We start from the raw sequence: 14,260 nt of genomic DNA, 5'->3' as shown, positions 1-14,260 counted from the left end.
TGGAGGAAGAAGAGAACTAGACATGGGCGTTGGGCGTAGAGCCCCCCTGGCTGTGGGTTGGGGCCAGATGGCCCAGCGGCAGTTCAAAGGTGCAACGCAGGCCGGTGCGGGCGAAATCGAGCACAGGATCAGCGCCCCGACGCATCATGCCATCGAGCAGCTCGGTGCCGAATCCCCGACGCGAAGGGCCAACTACCGGGGGCCCCCCGCTCTCTCGCCATTGAACCCGCAAGCGCGGCTGCCCCAACTTCTCCTCAGTCCACCATTCGACGTCGACGCGCCCGCTGTCGGCGGAGAGGGCGCCATACTTCGCCGCGTTGGTGGCGAGCTCATGGATCGCGAGACTTAGGGGCACCGCTGCTTGTGGCGGAACCTGACGGCGGTCACCTGCCAGCCGCAGCCGACTGACGTCATAGGGGCGCAGTTCGCGCTCGATCAAGTCGAGAACGTCGGCGCCCTTCCAACCGCCCTGCGTCAGCAACTCATGCGAGGCGGCCAGGGCGATCAGGCGGTCTTCGAACGCCCGGATAAACAGCTGGGGATCGGGGGTCGTACGGGCGCTCCGGGCGGCGATGGCCCGGACGGTGGCCAAGGTGTTCTTGATACGATGCTGCAACTCGCGCATCAGCAGCCGCTGCGTTTGCTCGGCACGGGTCCGTTCGGTGACGTCGGCGCCCTCAAGGAAAATGCCGAAGACCTCGCCAGCAGCGTTGGTCAGCGGCTGGAACACGAAATCCACGGCCTTCTCGGTCGGCTCGGAAAACCCATTGTCGACGATCATCGTCAAGCCGTGGCCTACAAAGGCCTCACCGGTCGCAAAGGCGCGCTCCAGCGCCGAGCCAAATACCTGATAGATCTCCGGCACAGCCTCGCGAGCGGGAAGACCGATCAGGGGCCGGTCTCCGACAAGCCGATGGTAAGCGCCGTTGACCAGCTCGAAGACGTGGTCGACGCCGGTCAGCAGTGCGATGAAGCCTGGCGCCTGATCGAACATCTGGCGCAGCCGATCACGGTCCTCGTAGAGCGCTCGGTTGGTGTCCACTAGGTCCAAAGCGCCCGACAGAATCCGAGACGCGACCTGAGGGACGTCCCCCAGTCGCAGCGGGGGCGAGGAGCCCGGCGCCAGCAGTCGCGCGAATTCGGTGGCGTTGCTCAGATGAGCCAGCACCAGATGAACCGCACCCGTTTCGTCGAAGATCGGAGAATGGCAGATTGTGAAGATGTCGCCGTCGTCCAAGGCCTCTTCCATCGAGCCGGCATGATAGTGCAGGGCGATACGGTCCGGCTGGCCAGTGCGGAAGACAGTGTCCACTGAACGACGAACGGCTTCGTCGCCCTCGACCTCCAGCACGCCGCGGGCTCGCGGAAACGCCTCGAACAAACCCTTCGAGATGAGGTCCGAACGTGCATGGCCAAAGCCCTCAGCCAGGGCCTTGTTGACCCACACCAAGGTCAGATCCGCCGAGAGCACCGAGTACCAGTTTGGCGAAAGGTCCAGGGCGGCGAAGCGATCAAGCATCTGGCGCGTCCTCATGGGATGGGTTGAGGGTGCAGTGACTGGCCCCGGTTCGGATTGCTTCGGCTAGGAGGTCCTCGGGCACTTCGTGCAGCAGGAAGGCGGGAATCACCCTGCGGACGGCCGCGAGCGGCGCCGCGAGCCGACGCAGAGACTTCTCCGTGAAAGGCTGACCTGTTTCAGGCGCCAGCGAACCTGTCGTGCCGGCGCGACGGAGTTGCTCGGCTGCGGTGGATGTCAGGGGGAGTCGGCAAACCACTCCGCGGCTATGGGGGCGCAGGAGAGCGACAATCTCGGCCAGGCGGTCTGGTGGAATTCCAGCTTCGAGATCTATCAGCTCCCACGCGAACGAGTTGCGGGCGCCGGGCTCCAGGCCCTGAACTGCGTGAATCAAGGCGTAGCGGCTGCTGGAATTGGAGATCACCTTGTAGGAAACCGGCACGAGGAGACCGCCGGCCGAACGCGGCGAGCGAGCTCGCAATTCGATTGCTTCGGTCAACGCCGCGAGGTCCACGTCCAGATGATCGGCCGGTTGCAGCTCCGACCGCCGCGCGGCGGAGATCTCGCGATCGGCGCCTTGGTCATGGATGGTGGTCCGCGCGTAGTGGCCAACCATCCGCAGGCCATTCTGGAGATCCCACATTGGCTCCAAGCTAAGGGCGATTGAAAGGTCGCGACCGAGGCGTGTGGGCACAGCGAAGCGCTTCCGCTTGATCTGAGCAGCGGATGGGGGGCTGCTCAGAGCAGGCCCGACCCTCCTGTGCTCTGCGCGAAACCGCCCTACGTCGATCGGTTCGCAGACCAGTCCGCCGCCCTCCGCTGAGGTGACGTTCCGAACGTCGATGTCGCTGTCGCTGGCCGAGCCCAGAAAGAATTGCATCAACTCCCCAGCCAGCCTCAGACATATCGCTTGGGCCGAGGCACCGCGCTCTTGTGTCTGAGCGATTAGGAAATGAACGTCATCGACGCGCACAACGAGGTCGTGGGGCGGCAGCTGCCTCAGCAGCACCGCTTCAAAGTGCGCCCAGATGTGCTCGCATTTCTTCGGCCAGCGGTCACCCAATCTGGCGCGAATGGGCTGCAACCCGATCACCTGGACACTGCCCTGGAGGATCAGGTCATTGATGCCGACGCGCTCCAACTGCGCGATTGCATCCGGGCGCATTACTGGCTGGGAGGAGGCGATCGACGCGATGGGGACTCTACTCATGCACATTCGGGCGTTGGACAAACGTCTAGCCATCTGGGGAGCGCCACACCTACCGAGAAGTTAAGTGCGAGCGTGACCCAAGGTCGCGCATTCGTTCATCGAACGATGGGCACCGATGATGGGGTCGGCCCCGCCGTTCTCCACAGCAGACATCACGCTAGTCCGCTTGGCCTGATTGGCAGAATGCCGAAGGCGAAACGCCGAATGTCGCGACGCCAGAGCAATCGGCTCCGGGCGCTGGCCCGACTGATGGTTAGGGCAACGGATGTCCTGGGAAGTTCGGCCGCCGCCCAAGCTTGGCTGGTCCAGCCAGCAATGGCGCTTGAACGACGGCAGCCGATCTGACTGCTGTCGATGTCCGTTGGCGCCCAGATGGTCGATGACCATCTGACCCGGATGGAGTTCGGCGTTCACACCTGACGCCAGAGGGCAACGACCCAAGACAATAATTTTGGATCGTTGGGACAAAAGCTTTGGATCGTTGGGACAGGAACTTTGGTCAAAAACGCCGGACAGGGCGGAATCCCCAAAAACTCTGACCTTTTAGAACAACAACTGACCCCATGGGGGCCGTCAACAAATATCGCCTAAGTAATATTATCGGCAATATCAACAATGGTCGGCGCACCTGATTGCTCCATCCTGCTGCAGATCGCCGCTCCAGGACATCGGCGCCAGCAAGACCAACTGTCCCGCCTCCAGGTCGCGGTCAGCGCCTGGGCCCCAGCCATGGCGAGGCGGACAATGTAGTTCATCGCAGGAACTCCCTCGGACGCCTTGACCCGTTCGACGCGGCGTCCCCGTTGGCTTCCAGCCATGCCGTCTCCTGCGTTCGTTCGGAGGCCCCTCGACGCATGCCGACTTGATCGTCAGGCCGACGCGGGGTGTGCTGGCCGCCGCCAGATTCCCCTGGCGGTGCGCGCAAGCGAAGGCCCGCTATGACCACGCGAAACCTCGATGCGCTGTTCCACCCGAATGCGATCGCGGTGATCGGCGCAAGCAACGCGCCCGGCTCGGTCGGACAGGTGCTGTCGCGCAACCTGCTGGAAAGCGGCTTCGCCGGGCCTGTCCTGCCGGTGTCGCTTAGCGCGCGGGCGATCCGCTCCTCGATCGCCTATCGCAGCGTCGCCGAATTGCCGCTGGTTCCCGACCTGGCGGTGATCGCCACACCGGCGCCGTCGGTGCCCGGGATCGTCGCCGAACTGGCCCAGGCCGGTTGCCGGGCGGCCATCGTGATCAGCGCCGGCGTCGACGCGACCCTGCGCCAGCAGATGCTGGACGCCGCCAAACCGACCTTGATGCGGATCCTCGGCCCCAACTGTCTGGGCTTCATGTCGCCGCGCCAGGGAATCAACGCCAGCTTCGCGCACCTGTCGCCGGCGCCCGGCGGCCTGGCCCTCGTCTCGCAATCGGGCGCCGTCGCGGCCGCGGCTATCGACTGGGCTCATGCCCGCGGGGTCGGGTTCTCGCACGTCCTGACCATCGGCGATGCGGCCGATGTCGATTTCGGCGACCTGCTCGACTACCTGGCCCTCGATTACGACACCCACGGCGTCCTGCTCTATGTCGAGAGCATCACCGACGCGCGCAAGTTCATGACCGCCGGCCGGATCGCCTCACGCGCCAAGCCGGTCGTCGTGGTCAAGGCCGGCCGAAGCAAGGCCGGCGCTCAGGCGGCGTTCTCGCACACCGGGGCCCTGGCCGGCGCGGACCTGGTCTATGAGGCCGCCCTCCGGCGCGCGGGCATGCTTCGCGTGGGCGGTCTGCGCGAGTTGTTCGACGCCGTCTCGACCCTCGGCGCCGGGATGCGGGTCTATGGCGACCGGCTGGCGATCCTCACCAACGGCGGCGGGGCCGGCGTGATGGCGGCCGACGCCCTTGAGGCCCGCGACGGCCGCCTGGCCGAGCTGTCTCCCGAGACCATGGAGAAGCTGGCCGCCACCGCGCCGAAGTACTGGTCCGGCGCCAATCCGGTCGACATCCTCGGCGACACTCACGCTCCGGTGTACGCCCGGGCGCTGGAGATCATGCTCGAAGACCGCAACGCCGACGCCGTGCTGGTGATGAACTGCCCCACCGCGGTCGAGGACAGCACCGCGGCCGCCGACGCCGTGGTCGAGGTGCTCAAGGCCAAGCGCTACCATCGCCCTGTGCTCAGCGCCTGGATGGGCCAGACCGCGGTCGCCGAGGGCCGGCGGCGGCTGGCCGCGGCCGGCGTTCCGGCCCACGAAACGCCCGACGAGGCGGTCCGCGCCTTCATGCACCTGGTCGATCACCGCAAGAACCAGGAAGCGCTGATCCGCACGCCAGGCGCCATGGCTGCGCCCAACGGCGCGGCGGCCCGCGCGGTGATCGCCAAGGCCCGCGCCGACGGACGCCTCACGCTCACCGACCCTGAAGCCCGCGAGGTGCTCAAGGCCTACGGCGTGCCGGCGCTGGAGGGCCGCGATGCGGCGACGCCCGAAGAGGCAGGCCGCATCGCCGAGCAGATCGGCGGCCCCGTCGCGCTCAAGGTCGTATCGCCGGATGTCAGCCACAAGTCGGAGCTCGGCGGCGTGGTGCTCGGTCTCGAGGGCGCGCTGGAGACCCAGATCGAGGCGCAGGCCATGTTGGCGCGGATCGCCAAGGCCCGCCCCCTCGCCCGCATCGAAGGCCTGGTGGTCGAGCCGCTGGTCCATCGGCCCGAGGCGCGCGAGCTGCTGGTCGGCGTCGCCCAGGACAGCCTGTTCGGTCCCATCGTGATGTTCGGAGCCGGCGGGATCAGCGTCGAGGTCACCGCCGACCATGTGATCGGCCTGCCGCCGCTGGACGACGTCCTGGCCCGCGACATGATCGGCCGCACGCGGGTCTCGCGCCTGCTGCAAGGGTTCCGGGACCACACCGCCGCCGATCTCGACGCCATCGCCGACGTCATCGTCCGGGTGTCGCAGATCGCCGCCGGCGAGCCGGACATCGCCGAACTCGACATCAATCCGCTGCTGGCCGACGCTTCCGGGGCCCTGGCCCTCGCCGCTCGGATCCGGCTGCGGGCGCTGGACGAGGCCCGGCCGCGGCTGGCGATCCTGCCCTATCCCGACGACCTGCAGCGGCAGATCGAAGTCGGCGGCCAGCCGGTGACCCTGCGCGCCATCCGGCCTCAGGACGGCCCGGCGATCGCCGCGATGGTCGAGGCCAGCAGCGCCGAGGACGTGCGGCTGCGCTTCCGCTCAGGCTTCCGCACCCTGCCCCCAGGTTGGCCCGAGCGCCTGTCGCAGATCGACTACGACCGCGAGATGGCGCTGGTGGTCGACGATGGCGAGAAAATCATCGGGGTCTCGCGCCTGGCCGGCGACCCACAGGGCCAGACCGCCGAGTTCGCACTGATGGTCCGCACCGACCAGCAGCACAAGGGCCTGGGCCGACTGCTGCTCAGTGAGATCCTGGATTACGCCGCGGCCAAGGGCCTGGCCGAGGTCTGGGGCGACGTGGCGCGGGAAAACACCGCGATGCTGACCACCGCCAAATCGCTAGGCTTCGAGCGGCGCGCGGCTGAGGACTTCACGCGGGTGAAGATCGTCAAGACCCTGCGGCCGCCGTCCGACTAATCCGGCAGGCGCAGCTCGCCTGCTGCGATGCGGGCCAGGGTCTCGACGAAGAAGCCGGGCTCCATCGCCGCCACCCGTGCCTCCAGCGCCTCGGCCGTATCGCCGGCCGACACCGGCACGGTGCGGCGCTCGATCACCGGGCCGTGGTCGTAGATCTCGTCGACCGCATGGATGGTGGCCCCGCTCTCGCTGGCGCCTGCGGCGATGACCGCCTCATGCACCCGCCGACCATACATTCCCTCCCCGCCGAACGCCGGCAGCAGGCCCGGATGAATGTTCAGGATCCGGTTGCGGTAGCGCCCGAGCGTCAGCGGACCCAGCCGCCGCAGATAGCCCGAGAGGATCACCAGTTCGACGCCGGCGCTCTCCAGCGCCGCGCAAAGCGCCGCGTCGGCCGCATCCGGATCGGCCTGAGTCGGGATGACCAGCGTCGGCACCCCGCGCTCGGCGGCGAATTCCAGGGCCGGGGCCTTGCGGTTGTTGCTGACCACCAGGCGCGGTTCGACCGCCAGTCCCCCTGCGCGCGCCGCCTCGACGATGGCCCGCATGCTGGTGCCGTTCTTTGACGCGAGGAAACCAAGCTTAAGCGGCGATGAAATCATGAAAAATCGCCACTCAATTCATGTTCGAAACGCAGGCCGTCATAGGCCGGCTCGACCCCTTCCGGCAGCTGCGCGGCCAGCTCGGCATAGTCCAGGTCGATATGCATGTTGGTCAGGATCGCCCGGCGCGGACGCGCTCGCGCGATCCACTCCAGGGCCAGCTCGACGTGCGCATGGGTCGGATGCGGCCGCCAGCGCAGCGCGTCCAGGATCCACACATCGAGACCTTCAAGCGCCTCGAAAGCCGCATCGTCCAGCCCAACCACATCGCTTGAATAGGCCACGTTTCCAAAGCGATACCCGACAGACCTCACACCGCCATGATCCTGATCGAAGGTCGTGACCGGGATCGCGCCGGACGGACCGTCCACCGCCCAGGCCTGGCCGTGCGGCGCCAGCGGGGTGATGTCGCCGATCGCCGGATAGCCGTTTTCGCCCTCGAACACATAGCCGAACCGCCGCTGCATGCTGAGCGCGGTCGGCGCGTCCATGTGGCAGGCGATCCGCGCGCGCTGGCGGATGAAGAAGGCGCGGATGTCGTCGATCCCGTGGGTCTGGTCGGCATGATCATGGGTCAGCAGCACGCCATCCAGCCGCTTGGCCCCGGCCTGTGAGGTCTGCCAGACGAGATCGGGCGAGGTGTCGACGATCAGGGTGGTGTCGTTCTCCGCGCCCTGCCCCAGCCGGCGGACCAGCAGCGAGCAGCGGCGGCGGCGATTCTTCGGCTCGGCCGGATCGCACGCGCCCCAGTCGCCGTCGGCTCGCGGCACTCCGCCGGAGGAGCCGCAGCCGAGAATGGTGAATTCCAGCCGCCCGCTCATGGCCGCGGGATCCTGTCGAACAGGGCGAAGAACGCGTCCTCTGCACGCTTCTCGGCGTCATGCCGCGACCAGCCGCGGATCTTGGCCAGCCCGGCCAGGACGTCTGGCAGGAAGGCCGGCTCGTTGCGGCGTCCGCGATGCGGCACCGGCGCGAGATAGGGGCAATCGGTCTCGACGATGATGCGGTCGGCCGGCATGTCGCGGACGATGGCGCGGACATCCTCGGCGGTCTTGAAGGTGGCGATGCCCGAGACGGAGAACCAGGCGCCCAGCGCCGCCGCCCGCGCCGCAAGCTCGGCGCCTGACGTGTAGCAGTGCATCAGCATCTTGAAGGGACCGGCGGCGTACTCCTCCTCGAGGATGTCGCCCATCAGCTCGTCGGCCTCGCGGGTGTGGACCACCAGCGGCAGGCCGGTCTCGCGCGCGGCGGCGACGTGCTGGCGGAAGACCTTGGCCTGGATGTCCCGCGGGCTGAGGTCGTAGTGGAAATCGAGCCCGGTCTCGCCGATCCCGACCACCCGCGGGTCGGCGGCGATGGCCACGAGGTCGGCCGCCGAGAGGTCCGGGTTCTCCTTGGCCTCGTGCGGGTGCGTGCCGACCGTGCACCAGATGTCGGGATGCTCGGCCAGGGCGCGCACGGCGGCGAAGCCCGAGACCTTGTCGCTGATATTGACCATCAGCTCGATGCCGGCGGCGCGGGCGCGGGCGATCACCTCGTCGCGGTCTTCGTCGAACTGGTGTGCGTGCAGGTTTACGTGGCTGTCGATCAGCATTCGGAGGTTTCAGGCGCGCGCGGCGGCGCGCAGTTCGGTGAGGGCCGTGAAGAACGCGTCCGCACGGTCGAGATTGACGGCCTCGACCTCCCGCGGAAGGCGCTGCAGCGTCTCCCATGCTGCGGCCCAGCGATCAAGCCCGCCATAGCCCTCGGCCGCCAGTCGCATGGCGTGGCCGTGGACCCGCTCGGCGAGCCGCTCCAGCAGCAGGTTGAACTGCGCCGCCCCCTCCGCGCCGCGAAATCGGTCGGCCAGCGACAGCGCCAGGCCCTCGTCGACCGCCGGCAGCGACTGCAGGATTTCCTTGGCCGCATCGTCGACGCCGACCGCGCCGGCCAGTGCGAGCGCCAACGCCTTGCCGGGCGCGCCCTTCGACATCCGCGCGAGGCGGATGGCGTCCTCAGGATTGGCGGTCGTCCGCGCCTCGACGAAGGCGGTGACCTCCGCCTCCGGCAGCGGCTGGAACCCCAGCCGTCGGCAGCGCGACTTGATAGTCGGCAAAAGCCCGCCCGGCGCGTGCGAGACCAGCAGGATCACACCGCGCGGCGGCGGCTCCTCCAGAGTCTTTAAGACGGCGTTGGCGGCGTTGACGTTGAGATCGTCGGCCGCATCGATGATCGCCACGCGGTGCGGCGCCGCCGCCGGCGACTTGGCGAAGAAGTCGGTCAGCTTGCGGGCTTCGTCGACCGGGATCACCTTGCGCGGCTTGCCGTCCTCGCCGACCCGCTCCAGCACCATGAGGTCCGGGTGCGAGCGTGCGATGACCTGGCGGCTGACCGGATGATCGGGCGAGGCGCCGAGCACCCCGTAGGCCGGATTGTGGGGCGCGCCCAGCAACCGGCGGGCCGCGCGGAAGGCGAAGGTCGCCTTGCCCACCCCCTCGGTCCCGGTCAGCAGCCAGGCATGGTGCAGCCGGCCGCGGCCGCGCGCCTCTTCAAACGCCGCCTCGGCCGCCTCGTGGCCCTTCAGGTCGAAGACCTGGCGCGGATGGGGCGCGGCGTCAGCCATGGACCAGCCGGCCCTCGACCGCCCGCCACACTTGGCTCTCGACCTCGTCCATGCCCTGAGCGGCGTCGATCAGCGTGCAGCGGTCGGGTTCGGCCGCAGCGATGGCCCGGAACGCCGCGCGCAGGCGCTCGTGGAACGCCACGCCCTTGGACTCGAAGCGTGTCTCGGCATGGCCATCGGCCTTGGCGAACGCTTCGGCGCGGGCCAGGCCGACCTCGACCGGCAGGTCGAAGACCAGCGTCAGGTCCGGCCGGACGTCCGCCAGGACAAAGGTCTCCAGGGCGGTGATGAAGGCCGGGTCGACCCCGCCGGCGCCGCCTTGATAGGCGCGGGTGGAATCGGCGAAGCGGTCGCAGACCACCCAGGCGCCGCGCTCCAGCGCCGGCAGGATGGTCCGCTCGATGTGGTCGCGCCGCGCCCCGTACATCAGCAGGGTCTCGGTGACCGGGCTCCAGCGATCCGCCTCGCCTTTCAGGACCAGGTTGCGGATCGCCTCCGCGCCAGGTGAGCCGCCCGGCTCGCGCGTGGCCACCACGTCATGGCCGGCGGCCTGCAGGCGCGCGACCAGGCGCCGGACCTGCGTCGACTTGCCCGCGCCCTCGCCGCCTTCGAAAGTGATGAACCGCCCACGCGTCACGCCGGCCAAAATGGCCGGTTCGGCCGGTTTGTCCAGCGCTCACCGGCCGCCGGGCGGACTTGTCCCAGCCGACGCGTCAGGCGCCCGGCCGCACGACCCGCGCCTCCGTAAAGCCGTAGGCCGCCACCCGATCGCGCAGATCGAAGGCTTCGGCCTCGTCGGCCGTGCCGTCCACCATCACGCGATAGAGCGTCATCCCGTCGGCCCGCTGGAACGGCTCGACCTTGGCGACGACCGCCGAACCGAGCTGGCTGACCACCCGCTGGGCGTTGGCCGGATCGGAGAACGCCCCAGCCTGGACGCGATAGATCAGCCCGGCGCTGGCGGTCGGTACCGCCGCTGGCGCAGCCGCCGGCAACGGAGCCAGCGGCTGGGCGGCCACCGGCGTCTCGACCGGCCCCGGGTTCAGTCCGGTATAGGCGGTCGGCGCGGCGGGCGGCTGCGCGGCCGGGGTCGGCGTCGGGGTATAGGCCGCATGGCGCAGGCCGGCGTCAGGCGCGCCCAGCGGCGCCGGGCCGACATAGCGGACGCGGACCCGCGCCGTGCCCTGCTGTTCAAAACCGAGTTGGCGCGCAGCCTCCTGCGAGACGTCGATCAGCGCCCCGCCCTTGAACGGGCCGCGGTCGTTGACGCGAACCTGCACCGTTCGATTGTTCTCAAGGTTGGTGACCTCGACGATCGACGGCAGCGGCAGGGTCGTATGAGCGCCCGACAGCGCATAGCGGTCGAACACCTCGCCGTTGGCCGTGGTCTTCAGGTGATGTGACTGACCGTACCAGGTGGCCATGCCTTCCTGGTCGTAGCCGGGCTCCTCCTTCGGCACGTACCAGACGCCGCCGACCTCGTAGGGCGAGCCGACCTTGTAGCGCCCGCCCGCCCCGTTCGGCAGCTGTCCAGGCGTGGGGCCCGCGGTCGGATGCTTGGCGGCGTAGCGCGGCTGAGGCGTGGCGCAGGCAGCCAGCGCCGCCGTTCCCATGAGCACGACGACGACGCCGCGAACCGGCGCGTACGGACGGATGCGAGCCATGGCCGCCCCCTCTTTCAAATCTACGCTCCCCAGCGCTGAGCGCCATGTTCGCCGCGCGAGCCTTGCGCCATGGTTAATGCGTCGGCGAATTTCATTAAGCATCGACGATGGGTGGAGACGCCGCCCGACGCCTGCTATAGGCCCCTCCTTCCGGAAGGGTGGCCGAGTGGTTTAAGGCAGCGGTCTTGAAAACCGCCGTAGGTGAGAGCCTACCGTGGGTTCGAATCCCACCCCTTCCGCCAAGCACCTCCGGAATACCCCCTAGAGCCCGATTTGGCGCTTCACGCGTTCAAGCGGCATGGGGCGGCGACGGGCGTCCCGCTTTGCTGAAAGGGATGCCATGAGCGCCGGCGACAAGGGTTCCAAGTTCACGGTCGAGGCTGACGCCACCGCCGCCTACTGGCGTAAGGGGCCGCACGACACCCTCCCCCCGCCCGACATGGTCGGGCCCTATCAACGCAACCGGCCGGTCGCCCCGAAGGCCGTCAAGGATCGTAAGGCCTACATCATCGGCAGCGGCGTCGGCGGATTGGCGGCCGCGTTCTACATGATCCGCGACGGCGGCATGAAGGGCGAGGACATCACCATCCTCGACGCGCTGAACGTCACCGGCGGGTCGCTGGACGGCGCGGGCGACGCCGAGGCCGGCTACATCGTTCGCGGCGGCCGCGAGATGAACTGGAACTACGACAACTTCTGGGACCTGTTCCAAGACGTCCCGGCGCTGGAATTGCCCGAGGGGTTCAGCGTCCTGGACGAGTACCGGCTGGTCAACGACAACGATCCGAATTTCTCCAAGTCCAGGCTGCTGCACAAGCGCGGCCAGATCCGCGATTTCTCGACCCTGGGCCTGACCAAGGCTCATCAGTGGGAACTGATCCGCCTGCTGCTGAAGCGCAAGGAAGACCTCGATGACGTGACCATCGAGGACTACTTCAGCGAGAGCTTCCTGGAGACCAACTTCTGGTACCTCTGGCGATCCATGTTCGCCTTCGAGAACTGGCAGAGCCTTCTCGAGATGAAACTCTACATGCACCGGTTCCTCGACGCGATCGACGGACTGGGCGACATGTCGGCCCTCGTCTTCCCCAAGTACAATCAATACGACGGCTTCGTCGTGCCGCTGACCCGGCTGCTCCGCGACAAGGGCGTGAAGGTCCAGTTCGACACCCGCGCCTACGACCTCGACATGACGGTCGACGGGGGTGCGCGCACCGTGACCGCCATCCGCTGCAAGGTCGGCGGCAAGGACAGCGCCATCACGGTCGGCCCCGACGACCTTGTGTTCGCGATCACCGGCTCGATGACGGAAGGCACAGCGTACGGCGATCTCGACCATGCGCCGGTGCTCCAGCGTGATCGCCGCGATCCGGGCGAGGCCAGCGACTGGGCGCTGTGGCGCAACCTCGCCAAGGCTTCGCCGATCTTCGGCAGACCGGAGAAGTTCTACGGCGACGTCGATCGCTCGATGTGGGAGTCGGCCACCCTCACCTGCAAACCCTCGCCGTTCGTGGACAAGCTGAAGGAGCTGGCGGTCAACGATCCCTACTCCGGCAAGACGGTCACCGGCGGGGTCATCACCTTCACTGATTCCGCCTGGGTGCTGAGCTTCACCTGTAACCGCCAGCCGCACTTCCCGAACCAGCCCAAGGACGTGCTGGTGATCTGGGTCTATGCGCTGCTGATGGACAAGGACGGCGACTATGTGAAGAAGCCTATGCCGGCCTGCACCGGACGCGAGATCCTGGCCGAGCTCTGCTACCACCTGGGGATCGAGGACCAGCTCGACGCGATCGCGGCCGCGACCAAGGTGCGCATGGCGCTGATGCCCTACATCACCGCCCAGTTCATGCCGCGGGCGGCGGGCGACCGTCCGCATGTCGTGCCGGCCGGCTGCACGAACCTGGGCCTGCTGGGCCAGTTCGTCGAAACCAGCAACGACGTCATCTTCACCATGGAAAGCTCGGTGCGGACGGCCAGGATCGCGGTCTATACCCTGCTGGGCCTGCCCAAGCAGGTGCCGGACCTGAGCCCCACCCAGTACGATATCCGCACCCTGTTGAAGGCTGCGCGGGCCATCAACAACGGCGAGCCGTTCCCCGGAGAGCGGCTGCTGCACAAGCTGCTCGACAACACCTACTTCGCCCACGTCCTGCCGCCGCTGCCCGAGGCGCGCGAGTCAAAACGCGAGCAGATCGACGCCGATCTGGCGGCGGTGCTCGGTCGCGGGAGTCAGGCGTTGAGTTCGGCGGCGGAACGGCTCGACCTCTTCCGCGAGCGCCTGCTGGCCAGGTGGAAATAGCTGCTCAGCGGCGCGCGGCTCTCTGCCGCTCGCCGACATAACCGAGCACCGAGGCACGGTGGACCGCCTGCGGGCGGCCCGCCACGCCCATCTTGTCGGCGGCGTTGCGCATGTGGAAACGGACGGTCGGCATCGAGATCTTCACGATCTCGGCGATCTCCCCGTCCGTCTTGCCCTTGGCCGCCCACTTCAGGCACTGGATCTCGCGCCGGGTCAGGTGGACCAAGCCGTCCGGCGACAGGCCGCGGTCGTTATAGGCGGCCATGAAGCGCAGCGAGAGGATCGACAGCTCTGCGGCGCGCTGTTCGAAGACCGGCCTCACGTCGATCACCTCGGGCGAGGCCCAGACGATCGCGCCGATCACGCCGCCCGGCAGGTGGGCGGGCGCGATAATCGCCGCGCCGATCTCGACCGTGTCGGCGCTCTGCACCACCTCGATCGACTCCAGCCGGCGCGAAGGACGCCAGGCGCCGAAGCGGCCGTCCTGGAAATAGAACGGCTCGGCCGTGTAGCGGCAGGCGAAGACGAAGGCCGAGCGCAGCGCAAAGCCCCGGTCCTTCCAATAACGCAATCCTGGGTCGAGCCACTGAAACAGGGTCTCGGCGAACGGCCGGCCACTGCGGTCGCGCATCGGTTCCGGATCGCCGATGTCGGCGCTGACCGCGACATAGGGCAGGCCGATCTCGCGCCCACGGTCGCGCACCTGGGCCGCAAGGGCTTCGATCAGCTCGTACTCGTCGTGAGCCTCAGCGCTCATCGCCACGACGGCCTGCCCCCCTG

11 protein-coding genes and 1 tRNA gene are annotated in these 14,260 nt (G+C 68.1%); 3 read left to right on the top strand and 9 right to left on the bottom strand.

Going from position 1 to position 14,260, the window contains the following annotated elements; translation table 11 throughout:
• Window positions 1-16: 16 nt before the first annotated feature.
• Window positions 17-1,519, bottom strand: a complete 1,503-nt coding sequence (locus tag OUA97_RS02820) for a sensor histidine kinase (RefSeq protein WP_267230270.1) — start codon at window positions 1,517-1,519, stop codon at window positions 17-19.
• Window positions 1,512-2,726 (bottom strand): hypothetical protein, encoded by a 1,215-nt coding sequence (locus OUA97_RS02815; RefSeq protein ID WP_267230268.1) that lies wholly within the window; start codon window positions 2,724-2,726, stop codon window positions 1,512-1,514. The genes OUA97_RS02820 and OUA97_RS02815 overlap by 8 nt, the downstream gene beginning before the upstream one ends.
• 938 nt (window positions 2,727-3,664) lie before the next feature.
• Here OUA97_RS02815 and OUA97_RS02810 point away from each other — a divergent pair.
• Window positions 3,665-6,310 (top strand): bifunctional acetate--CoA ligase family protein/GNAT family N-acetyltransferase, encoded by a 2,646-nt coding sequence (locus tag OUA97_RS02810; RefSeq protein WP_267230266.1) that lies wholly within the window; start codon window positions 3,665-3,667, stop codon window positions 6,308-6,310.
• On the opposite strand, the gene OUA97_RS02805 is transcribed toward OUA97_RS02810, so the two are convergent.
• From OUA97_RS02805 to OUA97_RS02780, 6 genes are all read right to left on the bottom strand, one after another.
• Entirely contained in the window at window positions 6,307-6,912 is a 606-nt protein-coding gene (locus tag OUA97_RS02805) for a phosphoribosylglycinamide formyltransferase (RefSeq protein ID WP_267230265.1), read from the bottom strand. The genes OUA97_RS02810 and OUA97_RS02805 overlap by 4 nt on opposite strands.
• The gene (locus OUA97_RS02800; protein WP_267230263.1) at window positions 6,909-7,733 is read right to left on the bottom strand and encodes an MBL fold metallo-hydrolase; all 825 of its coding nucleotides are present in this window, start codon (window positions 7,731-7,733) and stop codon (window positions 6,909-6,911) included. The genes OUA97_RS02805 and OUA97_RS02800 overlap by 4 nt, the downstream gene beginning before the upstream one ends.
• Window positions 7,730-8,506 carry a TatD family hydrolase gene (locus OUA97_RS02795; protein WP_267230261.1) on the bottom strand — a complete coding sequence of 259 codons (777 nt, stop codon included), beginning with the start codon at window positions 8,504-8,506 and terminating at the stop codon, window positions 7,730-7,732. Before OUA97_RS02795 ends, OUA97_RS02800 begins: the two co-directional genes overlap by 4 nt.
• Window positions 8,507-8,515: 9 nt before the next feature.
• Window positions 8,516-9,514 carry a DNA polymerase III subunit delta' gene (locus OUA97_RS02790; protein WP_267230260.1) on the bottom strand — a complete coding sequence of 333 codons (999 nt, stop codon included), beginning with the start codon at window positions 9,512-9,514 and terminating at the stop codon, window positions 8,516-8,518.
• Window positions 9,507-10,151 carry a dTMP kinase gene (gene tmk, locus OUA97_RS02785; RefSeq protein WP_267230337.1) on the bottom strand — a complete coding sequence of 215 codons (645 nt, stop codon included), beginning with the start codon at window positions 10,149-10,151 and terminating at the stop codon, window positions 9,507-9,509. Before tmk ends, OUA97_RS02790 begins: the two co-directional genes overlap by 8 nt.
• A 76-nt stretch (window positions 10,152-10,227) precedes the next feature.
• On the bottom strand, window positions 10,228-11,178 hold the full coding sequence (locus tag OUA97_RS02780; protein WP_267230258.1) for a septal ring lytic transglycosylase RlpA family protein: 951 nt from the start codon (window positions 11,176-11,178) through the stop codon (window positions 10,228-10,230).
• Window positions 11,179-11,330: 152 nt separating this feature from the next.
• Between OUA97_RS02780 and OUA97_RS02775 the strand changes: the two genes are divergently transcribed.
• Together OUA97_RS02775 and OUA97_RS02770 are read left to right on the top strand one after the other, a co-directional pair.
• Window positions 11,331-11,420: transfer RNA gene (locus OUA97_RS02775), tRNA-Ser, on the top strand.
• A 98-nt stretch (window positions 11,421-11,518) separates the two neighbouring features.
• On the top strand, window positions 11,519-13,480 hold the full coding sequence (locus OUA97_RS02770; RefSeq protein WP_267230257.1) for an oleate hydratase: 1,962 nt from the start codon (window positions 11,519-11,521) through the stop codon (window positions 13,478-13,480).
• A gap of 4 nt (window positions 13,481-13,484) precedes the next feature.
• Here OUA97_RS02770 and OUA97_RS02765 read toward each other — a convergent pair whose 3' ends face one another.
• Window positions 13,485-14,237, bottom strand: coding sequence for a helix-turn-helix transcriptional regulator (locus OUA97_RS02765; RefSeq protein ID WP_267230256.1), 753 nt, complete (start codon window positions 14,235-14,237; stop codon window positions 13,485-13,487).
• Window positions 14,238-14,260 lie beyond the last annotated feature (23 nt).

The organism is Phenylobacterium sp. 58.2.17 (assembly GCF_026411515.1).
Classification (GTDB): domain Bacteria; phylum Pseudomonadota; class Alphaproteobacteria; order Caulobacterales; family Caulobacteraceae; genus Phenylobacterium.
This window is presented reverse-complemented; position numbering and strand designations above follow the sequence as displayed.